Annotated in this window: 23 protein-coding genes; 18 read left to right on the forward strand and 5 right to left on the reverse strand. The window is 68.9% G+C overall.

The annotated features are described in order from the left end of the window. Positions 1-88: 88 nt before the first annotated feature. Positions 89-1,789, reverse strand: coding sequence for a tyrosinase family protein (locus P5F91_RS02825; RefSeq protein ID WP_277906430.1), 1,701 nt, complete (start codon positions 1,787-1,789; stop codon positions 89-91). A 260-nt stretch (positions 1,790-2,049) separates the two neighbouring features. Between P5F91_RS02825 and P5F91_RS02830 the strand changes: the two genes are divergently transcribed. The 3 genes from P5F91_RS02830 to P5F91_RS02840 all read left to right on the forward strand — a co-directional run bounded on the left by P5F91_RS02830 (position 2,050) and on the right by P5F91_RS02840 (position 4,970). After that, complete coding sequence (locus tag P5F91_RS02830; protein WP_211107037.1) at positions 2,050-2,550, forward strand: DUF2231 domain-containing protein; 501 nt, start codon at positions 2,050-2,052, stop codon at positions 2,548-2,550. Next, positions 2,547-3,872, forward strand: coding sequence for a PQQ-dependent sugar dehydrogenase (locus P5F91_RS02835; protein ID WP_277906431.1), 1,326 nt, complete (start codon positions 2,547-2,549; stop codon positions 3,870-3,872). The genes P5F91_RS02830 and P5F91_RS02835 overlap by 4 nt, the downstream gene beginning before the upstream one ends. Positions 3,873-3,968: 96 nt before the next feature. Continuing rightward, on the forward strand, positions 3,969-4,970 hold the full coding sequence (locus tag P5F91_RS02840; protein WP_277906432.1) for an Ldh family oxidoreductase: 1,002 nt from the start codon (positions 3,969-3,971) through the stop codon (positions 4,968-4,970). Positions 4,971-5,061: 91 nt separating this feature from the next. Here P5F91_RS02840 and P5F91_RS02845 read toward each other — a convergent pair whose 3' ends face one another. Beyond that, complete coding sequence (locus tag P5F91_RS02845) at positions 5,062-7,494, reverse strand: TonB-dependent receptor (protein ID WP_277906433.1); 2,433 nt, start codon at positions 7,492-7,494, stop codon at positions 5,062-5,064. Positions 7,495-7,705: 211 nt separating this feature from the next. Between P5F91_RS02845 and P5F91_RS02850 the strand changes: the two genes are divergently transcribed. The 3 genes from P5F91_RS02850 to P5F91_RS02860 are packed head-to-tail and all read left to right on the forward strand — an operon-like array spanning position 7,706 to position 10,245. Next, positions 7,706-9,088, forward strand: a complete 1,383-nt coding sequence (locus P5F91_RS02850) for an ATP-binding protein (protein ID WP_277906434.1) — start codon at positions 7,706-7,708, stop codon at positions 9,086-9,088. A gap of 31 nt (positions 9,089-9,119) precedes the next feature. Then, positions 9,120-9,737, forward strand: coding sequence for a response regulator (locus tag P5F91_RS02855; protein ID WP_277906435.1), 618 nt, complete (start codon positions 9,120-9,122; stop codon positions 9,735-9,737). A 55-nt stretch (positions 9,738-9,792) separates the two neighbouring features. After that, positions 9,793-10,245, forward strand: a complete 453-nt coding sequence (locus tag P5F91_RS02860; RefSeq protein WP_145612554.1) for a hypothetical protein — start codon at positions 9,793-9,795, stop codon at positions 10,243-10,245. Here P5F91_RS02860 and P5F91_RS02865 read toward each other — a convergent pair. From P5F91_RS02865 to P5F91_RS02875, 3 genes are all read right to left on the reverse strand, one after another. Further along, positions 10,232-12,304, reverse strand: a complete 2,073-nt coding sequence (locus P5F91_RS02865) for a methyl-accepting chemotaxis protein (RefSeq protein ID WP_145612553.1) — start codon at positions 12,302-12,304, stop codon at positions 10,232-10,234. The genes P5F91_RS02860 and P5F91_RS02865 overlap by 14 nt on opposite strands. 175 nt (positions 12,305-12,479) lie before the next feature. Beyond that, complete coding sequence (locus P5F91_RS02870) at positions 12,480-13,562, reverse strand: flavodoxin family protein (protein ID WP_277906436.1); 1,083 nt, start codon at positions 13,560-13,562, stop codon at positions 12,480-12,482. A gap of 58 nt (positions 13,563-13,620) precedes the next feature. Beyond that, positions 13,621-14,556 (reverse strand): DUF6328 family protein, encoded by a 936-nt coding sequence (locus P5F91_RS02875; RefSeq protein WP_277906437.1) that lies wholly within the window; start codon positions 14,554-14,556, stop codon positions 13,621-13,623. Between the two features lie 207 nt (positions 14,557-14,763). On the opposite strand from P5F91_RS02875, the gene P5F91_RS02880 reads away from it, so the two are divergent. The 12 genes from P5F91_RS02880 to P5F91_RS02935 are packed head-to-tail and all read left to right on the forward strand — an operon-like array spanning position 14,764 to position 26,386. Further along, positions 14,764-15,426 carry a cytochrome c3 family protein gene (locus tag P5F91_RS02880; RefSeq protein WP_145612550.1) on the forward strand — a complete coding sequence of 221 codons (663 nt, stop codon included), beginning with the start codon at positions 14,764-14,766 and terminating at the stop codon, positions 15,424-15,426. Between the two features lie 5 nt (positions 15,427-15,431). Then, positions 15,432-18,326, forward strand: coding sequence for a TAT-variant-translocated molybdopterin oxidoreductase (locus P5F91_RS02885; RefSeq protein WP_145612549.1), 2,895 nt, complete (start codon positions 15,432-15,434; stop codon positions 18,324-18,326). Next, entirely contained in the window at positions 18,323-19,702 is a 1,380-nt protein-coding gene (gene nrfD, locus P5F91_RS02890) for an NrfD/PsrC family molybdoenzyme membrane anchor subunit (RefSeq protein ID WP_145612548.1), read from the forward strand. Before P5F91_RS02885 ends, nrfD begins: the two co-directional genes overlap by 4 nt. Next, positions 19,689-20,243: a DUF3341 domain-containing protein gene (locus P5F91_RS02895; RefSeq protein WP_277906438.1), complete on the forward strand. Its 555-nt coding sequence runs from the start codon at positions 19,689-19,691 to the stop codon at positions 20,241-20,243. Before nrfD ends, P5F91_RS02895 begins: the two co-directional genes overlap by 14 nt. Further along, positions 20,240-20,797 (forward strand): c-type cytochrome, encoded by a 558-nt coding sequence (locus P5F91_RS02900; RefSeq protein WP_277906439.1) that lies wholly within the window; start codon positions 20,240-20,242, stop codon positions 20,795-20,797. The genes P5F91_RS02895 and P5F91_RS02900 overlap by 4 nt, the downstream gene beginning before the upstream one ends. After that, entirely contained in the window at positions 20,794-21,798 is a 1,005-nt protein-coding gene (locus P5F91_RS02905; RefSeq protein ID WP_277906440.1) for a hypothetical protein, read from the forward strand. Before P5F91_RS02900 ends, P5F91_RS02905 begins: the two co-directional genes overlap by 4 nt. After that, the gene (locus tag P5F91_RS02910) at positions 21,795-22,172 is read left to right on the forward strand and encodes a hypothetical protein (protein WP_277906441.1); all 378 of its coding nucleotides are present in this window, start codon (positions 21,795-21,797) and stop codon (positions 22,170-22,172) included. The genes P5F91_RS02905 and P5F91_RS02910 overlap by 4 nt, the downstream gene beginning before the upstream one ends. Continuing rightward, positions 22,169-22,939 (forward strand): SCO family protein, encoded by a 771-nt coding sequence (locus P5F91_RS02915; RefSeq protein ID WP_277906442.1) that lies wholly within the window; start codon positions 22,169-22,171, stop codon positions 22,937-22,939. The genes P5F91_RS02910 and P5F91_RS02915 overlap by 4 nt, the downstream gene beginning before the upstream one ends. Continuing rightward, the gene (gene coxB / locus P5F91_RS02920; RefSeq protein WP_145612542.1) at positions 22,936-23,907 is read left to right on the forward strand and encodes a cytochrome c oxidase subunit II; all 972 of its coding nucleotides are present in this window, start codon (positions 22,936-22,938) and stop codon (positions 23,905-23,907) included. Before P5F91_RS02915 ends, coxB begins: the two co-directional genes overlap by 4 nt. Next, positions 23,904-25,517, forward strand: coding sequence for a cytochrome c oxidase subunit I (gene ctaD / locus P5F91_RS02925; RefSeq protein ID WP_145612541.1), 1,614 nt, complete (start codon positions 23,904-23,906; stop codon positions 25,515-25,517). The genes coxB and ctaD overlap by 4 nt, the downstream gene beginning before the upstream one ends. Continuing rightward, complete coding sequence (locus P5F91_RS02930; protein WP_277906443.1) at positions 25,510-26,121, forward strand: cytochrome c oxidase subunit 3; 612 nt, start codon at positions 25,510-25,512, stop codon at positions 26,119-26,121. The genes ctaD and P5F91_RS02930 overlap by 8 nt, the downstream gene beginning before the upstream one ends. Position 26,122: 1 nt before the next feature. Further along, positions 26,123-26,386 (forward strand): cytochrome C oxidase subunit IV family protein, encoded by a 264-nt coding sequence (locus P5F91_RS02935; RefSeq protein WP_145612539.1) that lies wholly within the window; start codon positions 26,123-26,125, stop codon positions 26,384-26,386. Positions 26,387-26,389: the final 3 nt, after the last annotated feature.

Genomic DNA, 26,389 nt, shown 5'->3' on the forward strand with positions numbered 1-26,389 from the left:
CCAATCTTATGGAAAATACCTCATGCCATTGGAAGGGACCCCGTTTCCGGCGGTCCCTTCCAGGCACGTCAGCTCATGCGGTCCAGGATCACTGCGCCGGCTGCACCATCAGGCTGATCCTCTGGATCGTCAGGCCGGCGTCGGCGTTCATCGTTGGCTTCTCACCCGTGCCCTCGCGGCCGGTGGTGGCTTCGAAGCTGACGGTCACATCGGACAGGCTGGCCTTGCCGCCGGCGACCTCGCGCAGGGCGTCGGTGACGTCGAAGTCGTCGGTCTTGGGGGGCTGGTGCTCGGCATGTTTGGCGGCGGCGGCGCCCGACAGGCTGAAGAAGCTGATGGTGCCCACCTGCACCCGCTTCTTGGGGTCCTTGCTGTTCTCCAGGAACACGTCGAACATGGTGCCGGGGTGCGCCTTGTAGCTGATGCCCTCCAGGATCAGATGGGTCTCGGTGGCCGCCGCGTTTTGTGGGACCAGCGCGAACGCCTGCAACCGCGCCTTCTCACCGCCCTGGGGCATGGTGATCTTCACCTTGGTCTTGGCCTGGGTCAGGGCAAGCGGCTGGGAGGGCGCGTTCAATGGCTGGGGCTCCGCAAGCAGGCTTTCGGTGGCTGGCGCATTGGGGGCCCCATTGGGCGGCAAAGGGTTTGGCGGCAACGGGTTCGGCGGCTGGTCGGCGGCCTTCACCGCCGCGGCGGCCAGCGCGACCGTCGAACCGGCACTGGCGACCAGCGTCTCGCCGGCGCCGCGGGCGCAGTTCGTTTCCTGTTCATATTTGTAGTCGACGATGGTGCCGTTGAACAGGTCGCGGACCGTTACCGTGAATTCCTTGCCGTTGGTGTCGACGAAGGAATAGGGCTGGTTCAGGAAGGCGTCGGTGTCCGGGTTCTGGTGGCCGCTGATGTTGCTCCAGCAGCTCCACATCCGGTCTATGTTGGCGTGATGCGACCAGAACACCGGATCGTTGGAGGAATAGGGCACCGACCCCATGTCCACCACCGGGCAGGTCACACCCACGGTGCAGTGGACATAGCCGTGCACCCTGCCCTCGATATAGTTCTGGTAGGCAGTGAACTGCTTCAGCTTCAGCGCGGAATTGATATTGGTGGAGTTGCCGTTCAGCGTGGCCTTGCCCGTCAGCCAGCCGGGCGCGCGACGGGCTTCGTACAGCGGGTTCGGCTGGGTCTTGCCGGAACCGTCGACATAGGTCTTGTCGATGAAGGCCGCCGGCATGGCCAGTTGGGCTGGGTTGCTATAGTCCCAGTACGGCAAGCGCAAGGTCGGGTCGCCCGCGGCCGCCTGCAACTGCTTCTCGAAATACAGCAGGTACAGGCGGTGCCAGGCGAAGAACCAGGGCGTGCCGTGCTGGCAATTCGCCCACACGTCCTTGGCCACCTGGTCCGGCGGGCTCGTGTCCTGGATGCCCTTGAAATAGACCAGATACTGCTGCGGCAGCCCCTGCATGTTCTCGGCCACCGTACCGAAAGGCGAATCCGGGCCGAAATAGCCGTGGATGTTGGCCCAATACTCCCAGCTGGTGCGGTACACGGCGCTGGTGTGGTCCGCGCTGTTGCGGGATTTCATGACGGCCACGGCCTTGCGCAGGCTGGCGACCTTGGCCGGATCCTTGGCGAAGTCCTGCCAACTGAGGCGGATGCCGCCCGGAGACTTGGCCGCCTCCGCGTTTACCTCGGCATTGGACAGGGACGGGACGGCGAATGCCGTGGTGATGGCCAGGGCCGCCGTGCCGATCAGACGACGGGCGGCCCGCGAAGATGGGATGATGCGCATTTCACAACCCCTGGGTGAAATCGATGCGCGACTCTTATCCCCGCTTGCGGGCTTTGTCACTATGGATATGCACGTATTAATAGTGGATAAATGGCCAAAATCTGAGCGTTCCTGCGGATAATGACGGTCTGCGGGCTATTACCAATCCCGAAGATATACTCTTTTTACGCGTACCCAAAAGCGGCACCCGCGCGCCCTCCGGAACCACGCCGACGCCTAAGGGGTTGAAGGCGCGGGGAAGATTATGGAGAGGAGCGGCCATGCCCAGTGACATCACGCGATCGACGGTCCAGGGGACGCCGGTGCACCTGACCACCGTGGAAAGCACGACCACCGAGGTTGTGCGCCACCCCCTTTATCCCATGCTGGTCCCCTTCCCCAGCGTCTGTTTTGTCGGCGCCTTCTTCACCGATGTCGCCTACTGGGGCACGGCGGAAATGATGTGGGCGGACTTTTCCGCCTGGTTGCTGTTCGCCGGCGTGGTGCTGGGGTGCCTGGCGCTGGTCGCCGGCTTGGTGGATCTGGGGCAGCGCCGCTATGTCGTCACCCAGGCGCCCATCTGGCCGCATGTGCTGGGCAACCTGGTGGCGTTGGGCCTGGCCATCCTGAACTGTTTCGTGCACAGCCGCGACGCCTGGACCTCCGTCGTGCCGCAGGGACTGATCCTGTCGGCGCTGGTGCTGATCGTCGTGCTGACCAGCAACTGGATCGGCTGGTCGGTGCTGGTCTACCGCCGCCGGGTGGTGGAGGTGCGGCCATGAAGCGGCATGTCCTACGCCTGCTGGCCCTGGCCAGTGTGGCCGCCTTTGCCCTGAGCGCCTGCGACGACGGCAGCAAGGGCACGGATCCCAATGCCCAGATCGGCGCCAACCCCACCCTGCCCAAGCAGCAGCAATACCTGCTGCCGCCCATGAAGGTGGCCAAGGTCGTCGGCTGGAAGGATGGCGAGAAGCCGGCCGTCGCCCAAGGGTTGAAGATCCAGGCCATGGCCACTGGGCTGCATCATCCCCGATCCCTCACCGTGCTGCCGAATGGCGACGTGCTGGTGGTCGAATCCGTGGCGCCCAAGGGTGAACCCATCAAGCGCCCCAAGGACCTGATCATGCATTGGGTGGAATCGCTGGCCACGTCCGGCGGTGAAACCAAGGACAGCAATCGCATCACCTTGTTGCGCGATGCCGACGGCGACGGCGTGCCGGAGTCCCAAAGCGTGTTCCTGGACCACCTGAATTCCCCCTTCGGCGTGGCCCTGGTGGGCAACGACCTGTACGTGGCCGACACCGACGCCATCATCCGCTACCCCTACACCGAGGGCGACACCCAGATCACGGCGGAGGGCACCACCCTGACGCCCCTGCCCGGCGGCCCCATCGACCACCATTGGACCAAAAGCCTGGTGGCCAGCCAGGATGGCACGCGGCTCTATGTTGGGGTCGGATCCAACAGCAACATCACCGAAAACGGCATCGAAGCGGAGAAGAACCGAGCCGCCATCTGGGAGGTGGACCGCGCCACCGGCCGCTGGCGCATCTACGCCGATGGCCTGCGCAATCCCAACGGCCTGAGCTGGGAACCGCAGACCGGCACCCTGTGGGCGGTGGTGAACGAGCGTGACGAACTGGGCCCCAATTTGGTGCCGGACTACATGACCTCGGTGAAGGATGGCGGCTTCTACGGGTGGCCCTACAGCTATTACGGTCAGAACGTCGACCCGCGGGTGAAGCCGCAGCGCCCCGATCTGGTCGCCCGCGCCATCGTGCCGGACTATGCCCTCAGCACCCACGTTGCCCCCCTGGGCATGGTCTTTTACACCGGAAGCACTCTGCCCGGCACCTACCAGGGCGGCGCCTTCGTGGGTGAGCATGGCAGCTGGAATCGAAAGATTCCAAATGGATACAAAGTGATTTTCATACCGTTCAGCAACGGCCAGCCCAATGGTCAGCCGGTGGATGTGGTCACGGGCTTCCTGGACCAGGACGGCAAGGCCCACGGCCGCCCTGTGGGCCTGGCGGTGGACAAGACCGGGGCCCTGCTGATCGCCGACGACGTGGGCAACACGGTCTGGCGGGTGACGGCGCAATAGCCACGGCCCGCAGTTAGGCGGCGACAAATGGGCCGGGTGGCGGCATAGCTGGGGATTATCGCCCAGCCGTGCCCGTCCCCAACCTGTGCTGCCGCCATGCCCATTCTCTCGCTCACCGATGCCCACACCCTGACTGTCCGGGCGCTGACCGCCTGCGGCACCCTGCCCGCCGCTGCCGGCAGCGTGGCCCGCGCCTTGGTGGCGGCCGAGGCCGATGGCCAAGCCGGCCACGGTCTGGCCCGCGTGCCGTCCTATGCCGCCCAGGTGCGTGCCGGCAAGGTTGACGGCGCAGCTTTACCACGCCTGATCCAGACGGCCGCCGCCAGCCTGCGGGTGGACGCGGCTGGTGGTTTCGCCTATCCCGCCGTGGATATGGCTGTGGATGCCGTGGCCGCCCTGGCGCGCCAGATGGGTACGGCGGGCGCGGGCATCCACGCCTCCCACCACATCGGCCAAGCGGGCCTGGTGGTGGAGAGGCTGGCGGACCAGGGCATGGTGGCCCTGGTCATGTCCAACACCCCGGCCGCCATGGCAACGGCGGGCGGGCGTCGTGCCTTGCTGGGAACCAACCCGCTGGCCTTCGCCGCCCCGCTGGCAGGCCGGGCGCCGCTGGTCATCGACATGGCGCTGTCCCTGGTCGCCCGATCCAAGATCGTGGCGGCGCAAAAAGCCGGGCGACCCATTCCGGCCGACTGGGCCGTGGACGCCGATGGCAATCCCACCACCGATCCGGCGGCAGCGCTGAAGGGCGCGCTGGCGCCTATTGGCGGCCCCAAGGGGGCGGCGCTGGCCTTGATGGTGGAAATCCTCTGCGGTGCGCTGGCCGGTGGGCGGTACGGTTGGCAAGCCAGTTCCTTCCTGGACGCCCAGGGGTCCAGCCCCGCCGTGGGCCAGCTCATCATCGCCTTCGATCCGGCGGCGTTCAGCGGCCCCGACTTCGCCGGCCGCATGGGGGGACTGGTTCAGGCCATCGTCGCGGATGGCGCGCGCCTGCCGGGCGACCGCCGCCTGGCCGCCCGCGCCCGGGCACAGACCCATGGGCTGGAGGTGCCGCCGGCGCTGCTGGAAGAACTCAAGGCCCTGGCGGCCGGCGGGTAAAAAAGAGGGGGACCGGCAGCGGATGGAACCGGTCCCCCTTCCCTGACGGCATGATCGCGTCGCCCACAGGGAACTTCATGAATTCAACCTCTTAGAACGATACCTTCACCCCACCATAGAAAGTGCGCGGCGCACCCAGGGTCAGGGTGCGGGCGTCGCTCAACGAGCGGCCCAGGATGTCGCTGGCGCCGGCCGTATCGAAATAGGTGCCGTAGCTGGCGTAACGGCGGTCGAACAGATTGTTGACGCCGCCGATCAGCTGGATGTTGGACAGGATCTGGTAGGAGGTGCGCAGGTCCATGGTCCAGTAGGGCGTCAGCTGGGAGTTCTGGTTGGCGTCATCCCCAACCAGATACTGGCTGCCGTAGTACTGCACGGCGCCGCCTACGCTCCACGCGTCGGTCACCATCACGTCGCCGCCCAGCTTCACCTGGTGGCGGGGGATGCCGGGGATGCGGTCGCCGCTGTGCACGGTGATGGTGCCGTTGTCATCCGCCTGCGGGTTGTTGGGCGAGGCCAGCACGCCGTCGAACTGATAGGTGGCGTCGACGAAGCTGTAGTTCAGGTAGACCTGCCAGCGTTCGGCGGCGAAGGTCAGGCCAGCGTCGACGCCCTGGCGACGGGTCCCGGGAACGTTGGTGTAATAGCCGCGGCCCTGGATGCTGCTGGCCAGTGCCACGATGTCGTTGTCGCTCTCGGTGCGGAACAGGCCCACGGTCCAGTCCAGCCGGCCGGAAAGGATGCCCTGGGTCCCGCGGACGCCGGCCTCGTAGGTGTCGGCCACCACCTGGCGCAGCGGCGGATCCGCCACCAGCGAATTCTCCAGCAGGCAGGGGCGCAGGGGGTCGGCACAGTCCAGCTCCAGCGGCGTGGGCGCGCGGTTGGACTGGGAATAGCCGCCATAGACGCTGACTCCGTCGCCGAGCTGATAGGTCAGGCCGGCCTGCGGGTTCCAGTGGGTGTAGCGGTTGTCGCTGTTCAGTTCGGGCGCCGCCCCTCCCCGGTCGCGGGTGCCGATGTCGGCCACGTTCAGGCGCAGACCGGCGGTCAGCGACAGGGCCGGGGTCAGGTCCAGCGTGTCGGTGACGTAGGCGCCGTAATAGTCGGTGGTGCCGGACAGCCAGACGGGGGCGTAGCCCAGGTTGCCCAGGGTGCGGATGATCAGGCCGGCGCCGGGGACATCGTCGGCCTCCCCGCCCTGGGTGCTCACCGACAGGTCGGGGTTGATGATGCCCAGCGTGGTGGTGGCGGTGAAGCGGATGTCGCTGTGGTCGATGCTGCCGCCGGCGGCGAAGCGGTTGCCCAGGCCCATCAGCGGCCGGTCGCTGGTCAACTGCAGCGACCCGCCCACGGCGGTGGTGTCGGTGGCGCTGCGATCCAGGGTGCCGTAGGTGGCGTCGCGGTCGAAGGCGAAGGTGTGTCCCGCCAGGTCGGTGATGACGAACTGGTTGCGGAAAGCAGTTGTCTTTCCGCCCGCCGGCGTACCGAAGGCGTCATCCTCCAGGCATAGCTGGCCGCCGTAGGAGGAGCGCGCGCTGCAGCCTTCGAAATCGCTGTCGTTGCCGTCCACATGCTTCTGCCCGAAATGGCGGCCATAGACATTGCCCTGCAGGGCCCAGCCGGGGGCGATGTCGATCCTGCCGTTCAGGGCCAGCATGCCGCTGTCGTTCTTAGTGGTCTGCGGCCAAGTGTAAATGGCGGTCTCGTCCGCCTGGATCATTTCCAGCGGCGTGGGACCCACGACGCCCAGGCTGGATCGCGCGGCGGCGGCGATCAGGTGCACCTCCGCCGTTTCGCTGCGCCAGCCGGCGTCGGCGTAAAAGCGCTCTACGTCGGAGGCCGACTGCTTGCGCCAGCCATCATCCTTCTCCGCCTCCGCCGCCAGGTAAAGACTGAAGGCCCCCGATTGCCAACCGAACTCGGCCGAGCCCTGGATCCGCCCGTTGCTGCCGCCCAGCAACTCTGCATTCGCGCCCTGAAAGGTGAAGCCGTTCTTCATCTCCAGGGTCACCGCCCCGCCCAGGGCGTTCAGCCCATAGGCCGGGTTGTTGGTCGCCAAGGTCAGGCGGTCGATCGCCACCTCGGGCGCCAGATCCCAGTTCACCGTGTCGCCGAAGGCCTCGTTCAGGCGTACGCCATTCTGATAGACGGCGATGCCCTGGGGCGTTCCCTGCAGGGGGGACACGGTGAAGCCGTGGTAGCGGACATCCTGGAACAGGGCGTTACCCTGGGTGTCCGACAACGCCAGCCCCGGCATCCTCTGGGCCATGCCGTCCAGGATGGACACGGAATGCAGGCGGGCCAAGTCATCCGCCGACAGGGTGGTGGCAGCGGCCGGTACCTTGTCCAGCGGGACGTTGGCGCCCGGCAGGGGGGTCACGCCGATGACGATGATGTCGCTCAAGGTCGGCGGGGCGCCATCGGGGGCCGGGTCGGGCTCGGCCGCCAGGGCGTGGGCGGAACAGGCCAGGGTGGAGCAGGTGGTGCAGAGCAGAGCCAACAAGCCGGCCGGGATGTTTTTCATTATGGGGACGCACCGGTGGGATGGAGCTGGTCTTAGGCTAGCCCTGAGGCCAGGGCCCGGCCATAGGCCCCCTTCCCGATTTTCCCGGGAAAAATTCCCGATATCACGGCGGTTGTTGCACCTGGCCCCCAAGCGCCTGTTAGATAGGGGTGGGAGGCGCTGTCCGAAGGTGGGCGGCCACACATTTACCGGCCATTGGGGAACCAACCTCATGTCGCTACGCATCCGCCTGGTCTTGAGCATCGCCCTGCTGTTGCTGGTCAGCCTGGCCACCGGCGCCGCCGCCGCCTGGCTGCGGGCGGAGCGGTCCGTACATACGGAGATGGAGGCGGCCCTGTCCGTGGGCCAACACACGGTGGGCAGCGCGCTGGCCCACCTGGCCGGTCGGCCGGTGCCGGAAAGCCGCAGTGACGAGGACATCACCACCCTGCTGACCCGGCTGGTTGGCGCCTTCAACGGCGACCGTCACCTGAAGGTCAGCCTGCGCCAGCCGGGCGGCGGGGTGGTCGCCAGTTCCCGCCTGGCCGTGCCCGACCATCCGGCCCCCACTTGGTTCGTCCGGTCGCTGGACGTGCCGCAACTGAGCGCCGAGGTGCCCCTGCCCGGCTTTTCCGGCCAGGGCCTGTGGCTGCGCCTCGAAACCGATCCCTCAGGCGAGGTGTCGGAGGTGTGGGGCGAACTGGGTGACGACGCCGTCATGATGCTGCTGTTCAGCGCGCTGGCGCTGCCCATGGTCTATTGGACGCTGGGCCGGGCGCTGCGCTCCGTGGACCGTCTGTCCAAGGCCTTCGCCCAGGTAGCGGAAACCGGCATGGAGACGGCGCGGCCGGTGGCGGAGGCGGGGCCGCCGGAGCTGCGCCGCTTGGCCGTCGGCTTCAACCGCATGATCGAGCGCCTGGCGGCGGCGGAGGCGCGCAACCGCCGCCTGCACGAGCAACTGCAGACCATCCAGGAGGAGGAGCGTGCGGATCTCGCCCGCGACCTGCATGACGAGGTCGGCCCCTATCTCTTCGCCATCAATGTCGATGTCACCGCACTGATGGCGGCGGCGGAGCGCGTGGGTGACTCCGCGATGCGCGACCAGGCCCGCTCCGCCCGCGAGGCCGTGGCCCATGTGCAGCAGGAGGTGAAGGCCATCCTGGCCCGCCTGCGCCCGCCGGGCCTCAGCGACCTGGGCCTGCGGGCAGCCCTGGAAAACCTGGCGGCCTTCTGGCGCGCGCGCCGGCCGGACGTGGCCATCGCCGTCACCGTGGCGCCCGGTCCGCACCTGGGTGAAGCGGGGGACACCGCGATTTACCGGGTGGTGCAGGAAAGCCTGAGCAACGCCATCCGACACGGCCGGCCCCGGGCCGTCAGCGTCGGCGTGGCGTCCTGCGGCAGCGGCATCACCGTCGACATCGCGGATGACGGCGACGGACTGCCGGCGGAGGCGCCGCCCAGCACAGGCTATGGCCTGCGCGGCATGGCGGAACGGGTGGCGGCCCTGGGCGGCAGCCTGACGGTGGCAAACCGGCCGGAAGGCGGCGTGCGCGTCCACGCCGTGCTGCCTTCGGCCGCCGGTATATCGGCCTTGGCGACCCCGGAAGCGGCGTGATCAGGATGACGGCATCAGGAATGACGGCCCCATGAAGCTATTGCTTGTCGACGACCATGCCATTGTGCGCTCCGGCCTGCGCCGCCTGCTGGCCCCCCTGCCCGGTGTCGCCATCGCCGAGGCCGCAACCGGCCGCGACGCCCTGGCCCGCTATCGCGAGGACCGGCCGGACATCGTGCTGCTGGACCTGAACCTGCCCGGCGTGGGTGGGCTGGAACTGCTGCAGCGCCTGCTGATCGAGGACCCCACGGCCTGCGTCCTGGTATTCAGCATGCATGCCGAAGCGCTGTACGCCTCACGCGCGCTGGCGGCGGGCGCCAAGGGTTACATGAGCAAGAATGCCGACCCGGATGAACTGCTGGCCGCCATCCGCCGCCTGGCCGAGGGCGGCCGCTATGTGGAGAATGAGATCGCCCAGGAACTGGCGGTGCACGGCATGCCCGCCAGCCATCCGGCGCAGCGCCTGACGGAACGCGACCTGGAAATCCTGCGCCTGCTGGGCGAAGGCCGGGCGCTGGCGGAAATCGCCAGCGAACTGGGCGTGGGCTACAAGACCATCGCCAACACCTGCACCGCCATCAAGGCCAAGCTGGGCGTGGCCCGCACCGCCGACCTGATCCGCCTGTCCATTGAAATGGGCGTGAGCTGACCGGCCCGCCCGCGCGTATTCTCAAGCGAATGGACGTGACGCAAGGGGGTGTGGGATGTTTACGGGACGACAGGCCGGTATTCTGGTCGTGCTGGGGGGTATGTTCTGGCTGTCGGCACTGGCCTACCTGCGCGGCCTGCCCCAGCTTCTGACCGATCCCTTCTGGAACCCGTTGAACTTCGCCAGCACCGTCTCGGTCGCCTGGACCGCCGTGTACCTCATCCGGCGGCTGGCGGGATTGGCGCCGGAACAGCTGATGGCGGGCGTGGGGCTGGTGGGCGCGGTGGTCATGGTCACCGACGGCTTGGTCCTGAACTGGTTCCCCCGGATTTACGGGCCCAACGATACCGTCAGCCGCCTGGCCGGCGCCTGGCTGCTCTGGGGTTATGGCTTCAGCCTGGCCGCGGCCCTGCTCATGGCGCGGGCTGGACAGAGGGCCGCCACGGTTGGCGGCGACGCCCCTGCCCAATCCCCCGCCCAATCCCCCGCCGCCGTCACGCCGCCTTGATGGTGGCGACAAAGCCGCTGACCACCGAGCGCAGGGTGTCGGCCTCGCGGCCCAGCACGTCGGAGGAGCTGAGCACGCTGCGCGCGGCGCTGCCCGTCTCATCGGCGGCGGTGCGCACGCCGGTGATGTTGGACGACACCTCTTGCGTGCCGACGCTGGCCTGCTGGACGTTGCGGGCGATCTCCCGCGTGGCGGCGCCTTGTTGCTCCACCGCCGAGGCGACGCCGGTGGTGATCTGGCTCATGCTGGCGATGGTGTTGGTGATGCCATCGATGGCGGCGGCGGCGCGCGCCGTCTCCTCCTGAATGGCGCCCACCTGGGCCTGGATCTCCTCCGTCGCCTTCGCCGTCTGGTTGGCCAGTGCCTTGACCTCGCTGGCGACCACGGCGAAGCCCTTGCCGGCTTCACCGGCGCGCGCAGCCTCGATGGTGGCGTTCAGGGCCAGCAGGTTGGTCTGGCTGGCGATGTCGGTGATCAGTTTCACCACGTCGCCGATGCGCTGAGCGGCGCTGACCAGGCCGTCGATGGACTGCTTGGTGGTCGAGGCTTCGCGCACCGCCGCCTCGGAGGTGGTGGTGGCGCCCACCATCTGGCGGGCGATCTCACTGATGGACTGGTTCAGTTCCTCGGCCGCCGCCGCCACCGTCTGCACGTTGGCGGAGGTCTCCTCGGCGGCGCCGGCCACGGTGTTGGACAGGCTGATGGTGTCGCCGGCCGACAGGGTCAGGCTATCCGCCGCCCCGCGCAGCGAACGTTCGGCCCCGGAGAACCCTTCCACAACCTGGTCGATGGAGGTGGCGAATTCCCGGGTCGCCGCTTCCAGGCGCAGGCGGCGCTGTTCCTTGGCGGCCTCCTCCTCCCGCTGGCGATCGGCCAGGATATCGGCTTCCTTGGCATTGACCCGCAAGGTCGAGATGGCGCCCGCCATCTCTCCGATCTCGTCGCGGCGTTCCGTCAAGGGGACGGCCAAGTCATGGTCGCCGCCGGCGATCTTCATCACCACCTGCGTCAACACCGACAGCGGACCGGTGACCCGGCGGCCGACAAGCCAGACGATGCCGCCCAGCACGCCGCCTGCGGCCAGCAGCAGCAGGGTGACCAGCAGCAGGGCCCGGCTGGCGCTGGCATGCTGTTCATCGGCCAGGCGGGTCGCCTCGGCGATGGCGGCGTCGCGGATGCCCAGGATGCCGGCCAGCTGGGGCACGCTGGTCTTTCGGTACTCCGTGACATCGACGGGATAGGGCGTTCCGGCCGCGCTGGCCTCCAGCACCTTGGCGCGCATGGCGCCGAAGACGCCCTTATAGCCCTGGCGCGCCGCCTCCGCCGCCTTCACCAGGTTGTCGGGCGTGCCGGCCAGGGCCAGCTGGCCGTCCAGGCGCCCTTCCAGGTCGTCCAGATGCCCCTGCATGACCTGAACGTCGCGCGTGGCCTGCGGGCTCATAGGCTTGCCACTGTTCAGGGCCTGCAACAGCATGGAGGATTGGCGACCGGCATAGTCGCGGTAGGACCAGGCCATCACGGCGATGTTGGCATAGTGCCCCGCCTCCGGCGCGCGCTGCAGCAGCGACCGGCCGGTGGCATTCAGTTCGGCGCCAAGGTCCGCCATGATGGCGAACATGCCCTTGACGTAGGTGTCGACCTCGCCCGCCGGACGGTCCGCCACCGGCTTGGCCAGCAGGGCGTCGACGATGCCGCGCTGGGTGGCCAACCGGCCGTCCAGCGTGGACATGACCGCCTTCAAGCTATCCTTGGTGTCGAAATCCTCCGTGACCAGCAGATCGGCCAGGGCCTTGCGCACCGCATCGGACTTGGCGCGCTGCTCCTTCACCGGGGCCAGCGTCGCCGGATCGGCACTGCCCAGCGCCACCAGCGTCGGGCCACGCTCGACCGCCAGATTCTCCGTCATGCGGGTCAGCGCTGCCATGACGCGGGCCAGGCCCTGGGCGTCCGCCGCCGCGGCCGCCACCCGCCATTGCTCCACCGCCACCACGGCGCCCAGCACCAGCATCAGGACGGCGACGCCGCCCAGGCATGATGCGATCAACTTGCGTATGGTCATCGGACGTCTCCCCTCACGGTCCTAGGGCGCTTGGTCCCGCACCCAACGAAACCGCGCCCCGCACCACGGCCGCCATCCCGCAATGGCTAGCCGAATTGGTTAATCCCTACCGTGAAAATTAGGACAAATCCTTGAACAAACGGTTAAGCGCCAACGGCGCCGGCTTTTGGGCCGTCTACTTCTGGCGCGGCGGGTGTAAATCGTTGCCGGCGGCGACCTGGCGCCCCTGGCGCGTGGCTGTCACAGCCTGGCCCAGGGTGCGGGCGGCGTTGCGCACCTCTTCCTGCACCGCCTCGTCCGCGTCCAACTCCAGGTGGTTGGTGGCGTAGGGCTTCCAGTAACCGATGTAGCGGTCCAGCTCCGCCTGGGGCCCCGCCGGCACCAGCCGCATGAAGCGCAGCCAGTCCGACAGGCTGCGCCTCACATTCTCCGCCCCCTCCACGTCGCCATGGACGATGACGGAATACAGACGGCCGGCCAGGTGGCGGGGATAGTCCCAGCCCGCCAGCTCCACCGCCTTGGCCCGCTGGGCGTCCTTGCCCTGGGTCAGGGTGGGGTCGGGATTGCCGCCGTCGGCGCAAACCAGGCGGTCCATCATGAGCTTCACCGGTGAGGACACCTGGTACCAGTTGACCGGCGTCACGATCATCACCCCATGGGCCCGCACCCACATGGGGTAGATCTCGTTCATCCAGTCCTGCGCCTGTCCCAGGGAATAATTGGGGTAGCAGGAACAGGGCCAGTGGCAGAGCGGGGCGGCGGTGGAGAAGCAAGCCTTGCACGGATGGATGTGGCGGCCATACTCGGCGGCCAAGCGGTGCAGTTCCAGCACCTCCACCACCGTGTCCGGCATGCCCTCCAGTACCGATCGCGCCAAATCCACCAGGCGATGGGACTTGGACATTTCGCCCGGGCAGGTGTGCTCGCTGCGCGATGAGCCGCTGATGAGCAGTAAACGGCTGGGGCCGGCCGGATCGTCGTGCTGACGCTGCGCCGCCTGGATGGCGTCGCTGGCGGCGATCCAGTCCACCGCCAGATCGTAATCCGGATCATGGAACCCTGGACCCGCCTTGCGCGTGCGCGGGCTCTTGCGATGGTGGCTATAGGCGTCCCAAGCTGCGGCGGCGACGCGGTCCAGCTCCCCGGACAGGGCATCGAAGGCGGGATCCTGGAAAGGCGCCAGGAAGCGGCGGCGGAACTCGCCCTCATCCAGGAGGGGGCTGGGCGTGCCCTTGCGGGGTTGGGTGGGATCCGGCATCGGTCGCTCGCGGAAAGGCTGCCGCCATAACCGGCGGCGGCACGCGGCGGTTCCGGCCTCAGGTCACCAGCCGGCGGCGAAGCAGGCGCCAGGGATGCGCGTACCACAGCAGCGCCAGGACCAGCAGGACCGACCCGCCGGCCACGGCGCCGGCCATGGCCGAGTCCAGGATGAAGCCAATGGTGACGGCGGCGTCGGCTGCCATGCCCGCGCCCAGAGGCAGGGTCGCGGCCGTGACCAGGCGGCTGGCCACTGTCAGGAAACGGGGGCTGGCCTCACCCGCGTAAACCAGGCGGTGATAGGCGGCCGGCGCCATCAGCAGGATGATGGACAGGGCGACGCAACCCAAGGCGGCCGCGTGCAGGGCCTTTTCCGGGGGCGACAGGCCGGCGAAGGCTTTGGTCAGGACCACGGCCAGCTGAAAGCCCAGCATGGCCTGGGCGCCCGGCAGGATGGTCCGCGCCTCCGTCATCATGAAGGTGATCTTCTGCCCCACGTCGGCGGTCTCATCCCCGCGCAGATCGGCCATCTCCCGCTCCTTCCGGCCATGACGCGACCGCGCCAGCAGGCCCCAGCCCAGCCACGCGCCCAGCGCCAGGGCCGCAAACGCCAGGCCCCCGGCCACCCCCGCCGCCGTGCCGTAGACCTGCTCCGCGCCGATCAGCACGTCCAGGCCCAGGGACAGGGCGAAGGGCGGCAGGGCCCAGTCCGCCATACGGCTGGTCATGTGCGCGACGCCCCGCGTCGCCTGGTGATCGCCGTAAAGGGCGTGATGGATGCCCGGTGCCATCAACAGGCCCACCGCCAGGATCATCAGCAGCAGGCCGGCGATGTTGGCCACCTTGGCATGGTCCGGCAGGTCGGCGAACAGCTCCTGGAAGACGGCCTGGAACTGGAAGCCCACCAGGACCTGGCAGCCCAGGGTCAGCATGCGGAGTTCATCCAGCCCCGCCTTCACCTTGTGCGTCAGGTCCATGGCGTTCTTTGGCGGCATCACAATTGTTACAGATGGATGAACGCCGCAGGCCGGAGCTTGTTCCTGCCGCGCCAAAGCCTCGTCCGCCCTCAGGCGCGACAGGACGCCGCAGGCCCGGAACCAAACCGGTCGGGCGCCGGTTCAGGGGGCGGCTCGGTTCAACTCCCCTTCATTCAGCTCACATCCCCGAAGCCCAACACCCGAATAAGGGGGGATCCCCGCCCCATGCCCCAGATTTTCACGGCATCCGCCGATACCTGGCTGCGCGCCGGCGTGTTGCTGGCGGCGCTGGGCGTCTTGGTCACGGGTCTGCTGTGGGGTGGGGCCATCGGATCCAGCTATATCACCGCCGTGGGCTGGGTCCGCGACCAGCCGGTGCCCTTCAGCCACAAGCATCATGTGGGCGACGTCGGCATCGACTGCCGCTATTGCCACACGACGGTAGAGACGGGACCGCACGCGGGGTTTCCCGCCACCCACACCTGCATGACCTGCCATTCCCAGCTGTGGACCAGCGCCCCCGCCCTGGCGCCGGTGCGGGAAAGCCTGGCCACCGGCACCCCCATACGTTGGCAGCGGGTGGCCCGCCTGCCGGACTACGTCTATTTCAACCACAGCATCCATGTGGCGCGCGGGGTGCCCTGCGTCACCTGCCACGGGCGGGTGGACCAGATGCCCCTGATGATGCGGGCCCAGCCCTTCCAGATGCGCTGGTGCCTGGACTGCCACCGCGACCCCGGACCGCACCTGCGCCCGCCCGATCAGATAACGCGCATGGACTGGCGCGCCTGGGATCGCGAGGGCCACGCCGACTACGGCCCCAACCAGGCCGCGTTGTTCGGGATCAAGCCCGAGCGCATGACCGACTGCACCCTGTGTCACCGGTGACGCCCATGGACCGCACGGCACGCGATACCGTCATCCAGGCCCTCAGCGGCCGTACCGGCAGCGGCCTCTGGCGCAGCCTGGAGGACATGGCCGATACCGCCGCCTTTCGTGATCTGGTGGTGGCTGAGTTCCCGGCCCTGTTGCCGTCGCTGGCGCCCGCCGGCCTGAACCGCCGCGCTGCGCTGAAGGCTATGGCCGCCAGCCTGGCGTTGGCCGGCCTGACGGGCTGCGACGGGCGGCCGGATGAAACGGCCCTGCCCTATGTCACCGCACCCGAGGGCGACGTGCCGGGCGTCGCACGCCATTACGCCACCGCCGTGCGCCTGGGCGGCTATGCCCAGCCCGTCATGGGTAAGACCCACAGCGGCCGGCCGGTGAAGCTGGAGGGCAATCCCAACCATCCCGCCACCGGCGGCGGCACCGACCTGTTCACCCAGGCCGCCCTGCTGGATCTTTACGATCCCGACCGCTCGCAGGGTCCCCGGCGCCGGAACCAGCCCACGACCTGGGCCGCCCTGGACACCGCGCTGGGTGGAGGGGCGCGGGCGGCGGACGCCAGCCAGGGTGAGGGCCTGCGCCTGCTGACCGGCCCCACCACCTCCCCCACGCTGGTCCGCCAGATCACGGCTTTGGCCCAACGCTGGCCCCGGGTGCGCTGGCATGTGCTGGACCCGATGGGCGATGCCTCGCGGCTGGAGGCGGCGCGCCTGGCTTTCGGCCAGCCCTTGCAGGCACACACTCTGCTGGATCAGGCGGACGTGGTGGTGTGCCTGGACGATGACCCGCTGGGGCCAGGGCCCGCCCAGACCACGCTGGCCCGGCGCTGGGCGCGGCGTCGCCTGGCCGGCCAGACCGGCCAGGGTCCCTGCCGGCTGTTCGTGGCGGAACCGACCCCCACCCTGACCGGCGCCCGTGCTGACCTGCGGCTTGTGGCCGGGGTGCAGCGGCTGCCGGCCCTGATGCAGGCCCTGCACGGTGAGACGGCGGACTTGAGCCCTCAGGAGGCCCGCTGGGCGGAAGAGGCCAGGGCGGCGCTGCTGGCTCATCCCGGCCGTTCGTTGATCACCGTGGGGCCCTGGCACGACCCGGCGCTGCAGGCCCAGGCCTTGGACCTGAACACACGGCTGGGTGCGCTGGGCGGCTGCCTGCGCTTCACCGGGCCGCTGGTAGCGACAGCCGCGCCTTGGCATGACCTGTTGCGGGACATGGCCGAGGGCCAGGTGCGCGCGCTGCTGGTCCTGGACGCCAACCCGGCCTATGCCGCCCCCGAGGCCGCCGCGTTCCGCGACGCCCTGGCCCGGGTGCCCTTCAGCCTGCATGCCGGCACGCTGGTGGACGAAACCGCCACGGCCTGCCAATGGCATGCGCCCCTGGCCCATGACCTGGAAAGCTGGGGCGACGCGCGCGCCGTGGACGGCACGGCCAGCCTGATCCAGCCGCTGGTGCGCCCGTTTTACGACGTGCGCGGCCGCCACGCCCTGCTGGACGGTCTGATGGGCGGCGGCGCCACGGATCGGGAGGTGGTGCAGGCCACCTGGCGTCCCGGCTGGGGTGATGACTTTGAGCGGCGTTGGAGCGACGCGCTGGTGCGCGGTTTCATTCCCGACAGCGTCCCGGCTTGGGTGACGCCCCAGTCTGCCGAGCTTCGCGCCAACCTACCCGCGCCCGCCGAGGCGGCATCCTCCGGCGGTCTGACCCTGTTGGTCCGGCCGGATCCCACCCTGTGGGACGGCGCGTCCGCCAACAACGCCTGGCTGCAGGAAACGCCCAAGCCGCTGACCAAGGTCACTTGGGGCAACGTCGTGCACATCAGCCCCCATTTGGCGGCCGAGCGCGGCCTGAGGAATGGCGATGAGGTGCGGGTGGCGGTGGGTGGCGCCAGCATCATGGGTCCCGCCTGGGTCCTGCCTGGGCAACAGGCGCTGACCATCACCCTGACGCTGGGCTATGGCCGGCGCCTGCCCGGCCAGACGGCGGATGGCCTGGGCCACGACGCCTATCCCCTGACCCCGGGCCCGGTGTCGCTGGAGGCCACGGGCCGGCGGCTGGACATCGCCAGCACCCAGCGCCACCACGCCATGGAGGGCGAGAACTTCGTGCGCACGGTGCCGGCGGACCACCCTGTGGTGCCGCATGAAGAGCCCACGCCCAGCTTCTACCCCGATGCGCCGCGTGAGCGTCCGTCCTGGGGCATGGCCATCGACCTGGACCTGTGCATCGGCTGCAACGCCTGCGTCGTCGCCTGCGTGGCGGAGAACAACGTGCCCATGGTGGGGGCGGAGCTGGTGGCCATGGGGCGCGAGATGCATTGGCTGCGCGTCGACAGCTACCACGCGGGCGACGCGGCGGCACCTGCCACCTATTTCCAGCCCGTGCCCTGCATGCATTGCGAACAGGCGCCGTGCGAGATGGGCTGCCCCGTCAACGCGGCAGTGCACAGCCACGACGGCCTGAACCTGCAGGTCTACAACCGCTGCATCGGCACCCGCACCTGCTCGTCCTACTGCCCCTACAAGGTGCGCCGCTTCAACTGGTACGATTATACCGCCGACGCGCCTGAATCCGTGAAGGCCCAGCGCAATCCGGACGTGACCGTGCGCCAGCGCGGCGTCATGGAAAAGTGCACCTACTGCGTCCAGCGCATCAGCGCCGCGCGCATCCAGGCCAAGCTGAAAGGGGAGGCCATCCCGGACGGCGCCATCGTGCCCGCCTGCCAGCAAGCCTGCCCCACCCAGGCCATCACCTTCGGGGATGTCACCGACCCCACCTCCGCCGTCAGCCGCCAAAAGGCCAGTCCCCGCAATTACAGCCTGGTGCCCGAGGCCGGGACGCGGCCGCGCACCACCTACCTCGCCCGCATCGAGCCCGCCCCCACGGACAAGGACGGGGGGCCCGCATGACGGACGCGACGGACACCCAACGGGCCGACACCCAACGGGCCGCCGCCTACGCCCACGTGACGGCGGAGGTGACGGGCATCCCCCTGCACTATCCCCGGCCGCGCGCCTGGTGGCTGTGCTTCCTGCCGGCCTGCGGCCTGCTGGCCGTTTTCTTCACGGCGCTGGGCGTCCTGCTGTGGAACGGCGTGGGCGTATGGGGCCTGAATATCCCCGTCAACTGGGGTTTCGACATCGTCAACTACATCTGGTTCTTGGGCATTGGCCATGCCGGCACCCTGATCTCGGCCATGCTGCTGTTGCTGAACGTCCATTGGCGCAATTCGCTCAACCGTTTCGCGGAGGCGATGACTCTGTTCGCCGTGGTCTGCGCCGGCCTCTACCCGCTGATGCATCTGGGCCGGCCCTGGCTGTTCTACTGGGTGGCCCCCTATCCCAACAGCATGACGCTGTGGCCGCAGTTCAAAAGCCCGCTGACCTGGGACTTCTTCGCCGTCCTGACCTACCTCACCGTCTCCGCCCTGTTCTGGTACATCGGCATCGTGCCGGACCTGGCCGCCACGCGGGACCGGGCCCGCGGCCGCCTGGCCCAGGTCCTGTACGGTCTGGGCGCCTTGGGCTGGCGCGGGTCCGCCCATCACTGGGCGCGCTGGGGCCAGGCCTATCGCCTGACGGCCGCGATCGCCGTGCCGCTGGTGGTTTCCGTGCATTCGGAAATCTCGCTGTTGCTGGCGGCCGGCCCGGTGCCGGGATGGAGTTCCACGGTCTTCCCGCCTTATTTCGTGCTGGGGGCCGCCTTCTCCGGCTTCGCCGTCGTCTCGATGATCGCGGTTGTGCTGCGCGGCGCCCTGGGACTGCAGGATCTGGTGCGGCCCCTGCACCTGGACATGCTGGGCCGCCTGCTGCTGGCCACCGGACTGATGACCGCCTACGGTTACGCGGCGGAGGTGTTCGACACCCTCTATGGCGGGGAAAAGCCGGAATTGTCCCTGCTGGCCGACCGGCTGACCGGGCCGTTCGCCTGGAGCTATTGGGGCGCCGTCATCGCCAACTTCGCTCCGCTGCAGCTGCTGTGGTGGCGGGGGGTGCGGCGGCACCCGCTGGCCCTGTTCCTCATCGGCTTTTCCGCCATGGTGGGCATGTGGTGCGAACGCTTCATGCTGCTGGCCACCAGCCTGCATCACAGCTGGGTACCATCGAGTTGGCGGCCCTACACCCCCAGCTTCTGGGAGGTGGCGCTGTTCGCCGGCATGCTGGGCGTGTTCCTGGTGCCCTTCCTGGTGTTCGTCCGCTTTCTGCCCGTCATCTCCGCCTTCGAGGTGAAGGAAGCGCTGTTCGAGGAAAGCGAAGAAAAGGGAGGCGGCCATGCCGGAGCGTAAGGTCCCCCTGCCGCCCTTCGGCGTGATGGCGGAATTCGACGACGCCGAACACCTGGTGGATGCCGTGAAACGGGCCAGGGACGCGGGCTTCCATCGGCTGGACGCCTACACCCCCTTCCCCGTGGCCGACCTGACGGAGGCTTTGGGCATCCACGACAATCGCGTCCCCTGGCTGACCCTGGCCGGCGGCATTATGGGGGCCGCCGCCGGCTTCGGCCTGCAGGTGTGGAGCAACCTGGACTATCCCATTCCCGTGGGCGGCCGGCCGCTGGTGGCCCTTCCCGCCACTTTGCTGATCACCTTCGAGCTGACGGTGCTGGGCGCAGTGCTCAGCGCCATCCTGGGCATGCTGGTGCTGAACCGCCTGCCCCGCCTGCACCACCCGGTGTTCGGGATACCGGATTTCCACCTGGCCAGTACTGGCAAGTTCTTCCTGGTGATCCTGGGCGAGGACGCCCGCTTTGGCGAGGCGGCCCGGTTCCTCGGCGATCTGGCGCCCGTGCGGGTGGTGGACGTGCCGCAGACGGAGGGGCCGGAATGAGATATCTGCTGCTGCTGGCCCTGTGCGCGGTCCTGATCATCCTGCTTGTCGGCTGTGATGAGATGACCCACCAGCCCCGCTATCAGGCGGCGGGGCCGGGCCGGCTGTTCCCAGATGGCAAGGCGATGCAGGCCCCGCCGGCCGGCGCGGTGGCGCAGGACGACCCCGCCCGCGCCGCCGCCTTGGCCCGCCGCCCGGCCATGAGTGCGGCGCTGCTGGCGCGCGGACGCCAACGCTATGACATCTATTGCAGCCCCTGCCATGACGTCGCCGGCACCGGCCACGGCGCCGTGCCCGCCCGGGGTTTCCCGGCCCCGCCCAGCCTGCATGAGCCGCGCCTGGTGCAGGCGCCGTCCCGCTATTTCGTGGAGGTCATCACCAGCGGCCACGGCGTCATGTACAGCTACGCCGACCGGGTGGCCCCGGCCGACCGCTGGGCCATCGCCGCGTACATCCGCGCCCTGCAGCTCAGCCGCGACGCGCCGGCGGATGCGCTGGAGGCCACGGACAGGGTTAAGCTCGATGGGGCCAGGCTGGATGGAGGGGCGCCTTGACCGCCCGCCGCTATTTCCCGGCCGTCTGCGGCCTGCTGGTGTGCGGCGGCGTGCTGGCCTATGCGGCGGTGGAACCTGCCGTGGCGCTCGGCGGGTGGCTGGCGGCCTTCGCCTTCTGGAGCGGGCTGCCCATCGCGACACTGATCCTGCTGGCCATGATGCGCCTCATCCCCGGCGTCTGGCGCCAGGGCCTGGCGCCGGGGGCGGAAGCCGCCCTGCCCCTGCTGGCCTTGGCGGCCCTGGCCCTGCTGCCTCTGCTGATCGCACCGCGCGTGCTGTACCCTTGGGCGGATGAGGTCATGGCGGGCTTTCGCGGCTGGTACCTGTCGTCGTGGCCCTTCCGGCTGCGCGGCGCGCTGTTTTTCGCCCTGGCCGGACTGCTGGCCTGGGGGCTGATGCGACGGCCACCGGCGGTGCCGATGGCCATCCTCACCCTTATCCTGCTGGTTCCCTTCCAGGATCTGGTGGCCACCGACTGGCTGATGTCGCTGGATCCGGAATTCCATTCCTCCGGCTTCGGGCTCTACCTCCTGTCCATCCAGATGGTGACGGCGCTGGCCGTGCTGATCCCCCAGCGGGTGATGGCGGACAAGACGGCGCCCGTAGGGGTGCTGGCGGGGGTATGGCTGACGGCCCTGCTGCTGTGGGCCTATCTCGCCTTTATGCACTATTTCATCAGTTGGTCTACCGACCTGGCGCCGGGCGTGCGCTGGTACCAGCGGCGTGGCGAGGGCGCCTGGGCCGTGGTGGAATACGCCGTGGCCGTGCTGGGCCTGCTGCCCCTGTTCCTGTTGTTCTCCCCGCCCATCCGCCGCAGCCGCCTGGCCCTGGCCCGCATGGCGCCCTTCGTGCTGCTGGGCAAGGTGCTGGAAACCGCCTGGCTGGTACTGCCCGACCTGCCCCGCGACCAGGGGCCCGCAGCGGTCGCCGGCGTTCTGGCGTTGCTGGGAATGGGCCTGCTCAACTGGGTCGGCTTGCGCTGGCGGGAGGTGCGGGCATGAGCCCGGCGCCGGAAACCCGGGCCCCCGAGGCGCGCGACATGTCCCCCCGCGTCGTGCTGTGGTCGGCGGCGGTCCTGGTGGCCTCCGTCGCCGTGGCGCTGGGCATCGTGGCTGGCCTGGTTCATCTGCTGGGCCATGGCCGGGGGCCGACGCCGGTCACCGCCCCGCCCCCCGTGGCGGGCGTCCCCCTGGATGAGGTGCCGTACCTGGGCGGCGCCCAGGTGCGGGCGCGAGCGAAGGCCGACCTCACCCGCTATGGCTGGGCCGACCGCGACGCCGGACGCGCCACCATTCCCATCGACCGGGCCATGGATCTGCTGGCCAGGAAGGGTTGGCCAGCCCCGGACGACAAGGACACGGAGGCGCCGGAATGACGCGCGCCCTCGCCCTGATCACCGCCGCCTTCTGGCTGGCGGCCTTCGACCCCTTCCAGGCGGCGGGCATCGACCCAAGGCTGGGCGCGCGCATCCCCCTGGATGGTACCTTTCGCGAGGCCGACGGCCGGGCGGTCAGCCTGGGCGGGCTGGCGGACGGCAAGCCGCTGGTCCTGGTCCCGGTCCTGCATCGCTGTCCCAACATCTGCGGCGTCACCCTGGCGGGCTTGGCCCAGGCCATCCTGGCGCAGAGACTGCGCCCCGGCCGCGACTTCACCCTGGTGGCCTTCGGTATCGACCCGCGCGAGGGGCCGGATGATGCCACCGCCGACCTAGCCGACCTGCGCCGCGCCTTCCCGGCCCTGCCCGCCGACGGCATCCACGCCCTGACCGGCGCGCGGGACCAGATCCGGGCGGTGACCGACGCCCTGGGCTACCGTTACGCCTGGGATGACCGCATCGGGCAGTACGCCCATGTGGCGGCGGTGGCCATCCTGCGTCCGGACGGGACGCTGAACCATTGGCTCTATGGCCTGTCGCCCGCACCCGACGCGCTGGAACGGGCGCTGGACGAGGCGGCACGGGGTCGGGCTGGCGACTGGGGCCAGCGCATCCTGCTGCTGTGCTTCCACTACGATCCCATGACCGGCCGTAACGGCCCCCTGATCTGGACCCTGCTGCGCACCCTGGGCGCGCTGGTGGCGCTGGGCGGCGGGGGCTGGATCGCCTGGTCCCTGTGGCGCGACCGCCGCCTGGTGAAGTCATGAACCGGCTGCTGACCTTCTGGGGCGGCCAGGCCTCGCACCACGCGCATCAGGTGGACACGCTGTTCCTGGGATTGGCGGCCCTGGCCGTGTTGCTGTCGGCGCCGGTGTTCATCCTGATCCCCTGGTTCGCGGTGAAGTACCGGCGGGGGAAACCGGCCGACCGCACCCATGCCGCCGACCGCAGCGTCTGGCTGGAGGTGTCGTGGGCCGCCATCCCCTTCCTTGCCACCCTTGCCTTCTATGTCTGGTCCACCCGTCTGTACATCGATCTCTACCAGCCGCCGGCCGAGGCGCTGGCGATCAACGCCGTGGGCAAGCAATGGATGTGGAAGTTCCAGCACCCGGGCGGCCAGGCGGAAATCAACGAACTGCATGTGCCGGCCGGCCGTCCGGTGGAGGTCACCCTGGCCTCCCAGGATGTCATCCACAGCCTGTTCGTGCCCGCGCTGCGCCTGAAGCAGGACGTGGTGCCCGGCCGCTACACCCGCCTGTGGTTCACCGCCGACACACCCGGCAGCTACGCCCTGGTCTGCGCCCAGTTCTGCGGCGCCGACCATGCCGTCATGGGCGGCCGGCTGGTGGTGCAGACGCCGGCCGACTATGCCCGTTGGCTGGAGGGTATGGGCACCGACGGTTCGCTGGCGGCGCAAGGGGCCGTCCTGTTCCGCACCCGGGGCTGCAGCGGCTGCCATGGTTCCGCCGGCACCGTCCACGCCCCGCCACTGGAAGGGCTGTACGGGCGCCCGGTGCCCCTGGCCGACGGCAGCGTAGTGACCGCGGACGATCAATACCTGCGCGACAGCATCCTGCTGCCACAGGCCCAGGTGGCGGCGGGCTATCCCGCCATCATGCCCACCTTTCAGAACGTGCTGGGGGAGGAAGATGTGCTGAAGCTGGTGGCCTACATCAAGTCCCTGGCGAACGCGCCACCACCCCCGAGGGATCGCGACGACGGGGGACCGCCATGACCGAGGTCAGCTACCTGGAGCATGGCCACAGCCTGAAGTCCTGGCTGTTGACCACGGACCACAAGCGCATCGCCATCCTCTATTTTCTCTCCATCACCTTCTTCTTCTTCGTGGGTGGGGCGGCGGCGGCGCTGATCCGCATCGATCTGCTGACGCCTGAAGCCGACCTGATGAGCAACGAAGGCTACAACCGCGCCTTCACCCTGCATGGCGTCATCATGGTGTGGTTCTTCCTGATCCCGTCCATCCCCAACACCTTCGGCAATTTCCTGGTGCCGCTGATGATCGGGGCGCGGGACCTGGCCTTTCCGCGGCTGAACCTGCTCAGCTGGTACATCTATATGCTGGGCGGGCTGTTCACCCTGGCGGTGCTGGTGCTGGGTGGGGTGGACACGGGCTGGACCTTCTACACCCCGCTATCCTCCATGTTCGCCAACGGCAACGTCATCCTGGCCGCCACCGCGATCTTCGTGGTGGGGTTTTCGTCCATCCTCACGGGCCTCAACTTCATCGTTACGGTGCACCGGTTGCGCTGCCCGGGCATGACCTGGGGCCGGCTGCCGCTGTTCGTGTGGTCGATCTATGCCACCTCGCTGATCCTGGTGCTGGCGACGCCGGTCCTGTCCATCACCCTGGTGCTGATCGCGGCGGAGCGGCTGTTCGGCGTCGGCGTCTTCAACCCGGCGCTGGGTGGCGACCCGCTGCTGTACCAGCACCTGTTCTGGTTTTACAGCCACCCGGCGGTTTACATCATGGTGCTGCCGGCCCTGGGCGTGATCAGCGAATTGGTCACGGCGGCGGCGCGCAAGCCGGTGTTCGGCTACCGCTTCGTGGCCGGTTCCTCCATCGCCATCGCCATCATCGGCTTCCTGGTCTGGGGCCATCACATGTTCGTGGCGGGGCAATCCATGTACGCCAGCGCCGTCTTCAGCTTCCTCAGCCTCGCGGTGGCGGTGCCCTCGGGCATCAAGGTCTATAACTGGACGGCCACCCTGTATAAGGGGCACATAGCCCTGGACCCGCCCTTCCTGTTCGCCATGAGCTTCATCGGCCTGTTCGTGGTGGGCGGCATGACCGGCCTGATCCTGGCCATGCTGGCGGTGGACGTGCACGTACACGACACCTATTTCGTCATCGCCCATTTTCACTACATCATGGTGGGCGGCACGGTGTCCGCCTACTTCGGGGCCCTGCATTACTGGTGGCCCAAGATGATGGGGCGCTGGCTGCCCCTGGTGTGGGGGCGCCTGTCGGCCATCTTCATCTTCCTGGGCTTCAACCTGACCTTCTTCCCCCAGTTCATCCTGGGGTACCTGGGCATGCCCCGGCGCTATCACGTCTACCCGGCGGAGTTCCAGACGCTGCACGTCCTGTCGTCGGCGGGGGCCAGCGTGCTGGGCCTGGCCTATCTCCTGCCCTTCACCTATTTGCTCTATTCCCTGCGGCATGGGGAAAAGGCACCGCCCAATCCTTGGGGCGCCACCGGGCTGGAATGGACCGTGCCCTCGCCCCCGCCCCAGCACAACTTCCATGAGTTGCCCACGGTGGACGGCCCGCCGTACCAGTACCCGGTGGAACCGGACGCCGAGCGGGAGACAGCCCATGGCTGACGCCGCCCCCAGCCGGCAGCGTGACACCACGCTGATGGGCATGTACCTGTTCCTCGCCAGCGAGATCATGCTGTTCGGCGGGCTGTTCGCCGTGGCGCTGGCCCTGCGCCTGCTGCACCCGCAGGAGGTGGCGGCCGCGTCCCGCCGCCTGCACTACGGCATCGGGGCGGCCAACACCGTGGTGCTGCTGACTTCCAGCCTGGCGGTGGCCCTGGCCGTGGCGGCGGCGGAAATGGGCAAGGTCAAGGGCACCGTGGTGGGCCTGCTGGCCGCCGCCGGCCTGGGGCTCGGCTTCCTGGCCCTGAAGGCGGTGGAATACGGGATGGAAATCCGCGAACAGTTGCTGCCGGCCTTCACCCCGGCCGAGGCATTCGAGAGCCCGCCGGCCCACCTGTTCATGGACCTCTATCTGGTCGCGACGGCGCTGCACGCCGCGCACGTGACGGTGGGCGTGGTCCTGCTGGCCGGCCTGGCCTGGCGTGTCCATCGTCGCAGCCTGGCCCTGCCGCGCGGGGCCGCAGGCGTGGAGGTGGTGGGCCTCTATTGGCACCTGGTGGACGTCATCTGGGTCTTCCTCTACCCCGTCCTCTACCTGGTGCGCTGAGATGAAGGTCGTGGCTCCCCTGATCGCCGTCTGGGCCGCCTTGCTGGCCCTGCTGGGACTGACCGTAGGCGCCAGCCTGATGCTGACCGGCACGCCCAGCCTGGTGGTCAGCCTGGGCATCGCGTCGGCCAAGGCGGCGCTGATCGCCTGGGTCTATATGCAGCTGCGCCGCGAAGGCGGCCTGATGCGCATCATGGCGCTGGGGGCCGCCTTCTGGCTGCTGATCCTGCTGGGCTATCTGGCGCTGGACTACCTGACGCGTTGAGCG

It is taken from the genome of Nitrospirillum amazonense (assembly GCF_029594735.1).
Lineage (GTDB): Bacteria > Pseudomonadota > Alphaproteobacteria > Azospirillales > Azospirillaceae > Nitrospirillum > Nitrospirillum amazonense.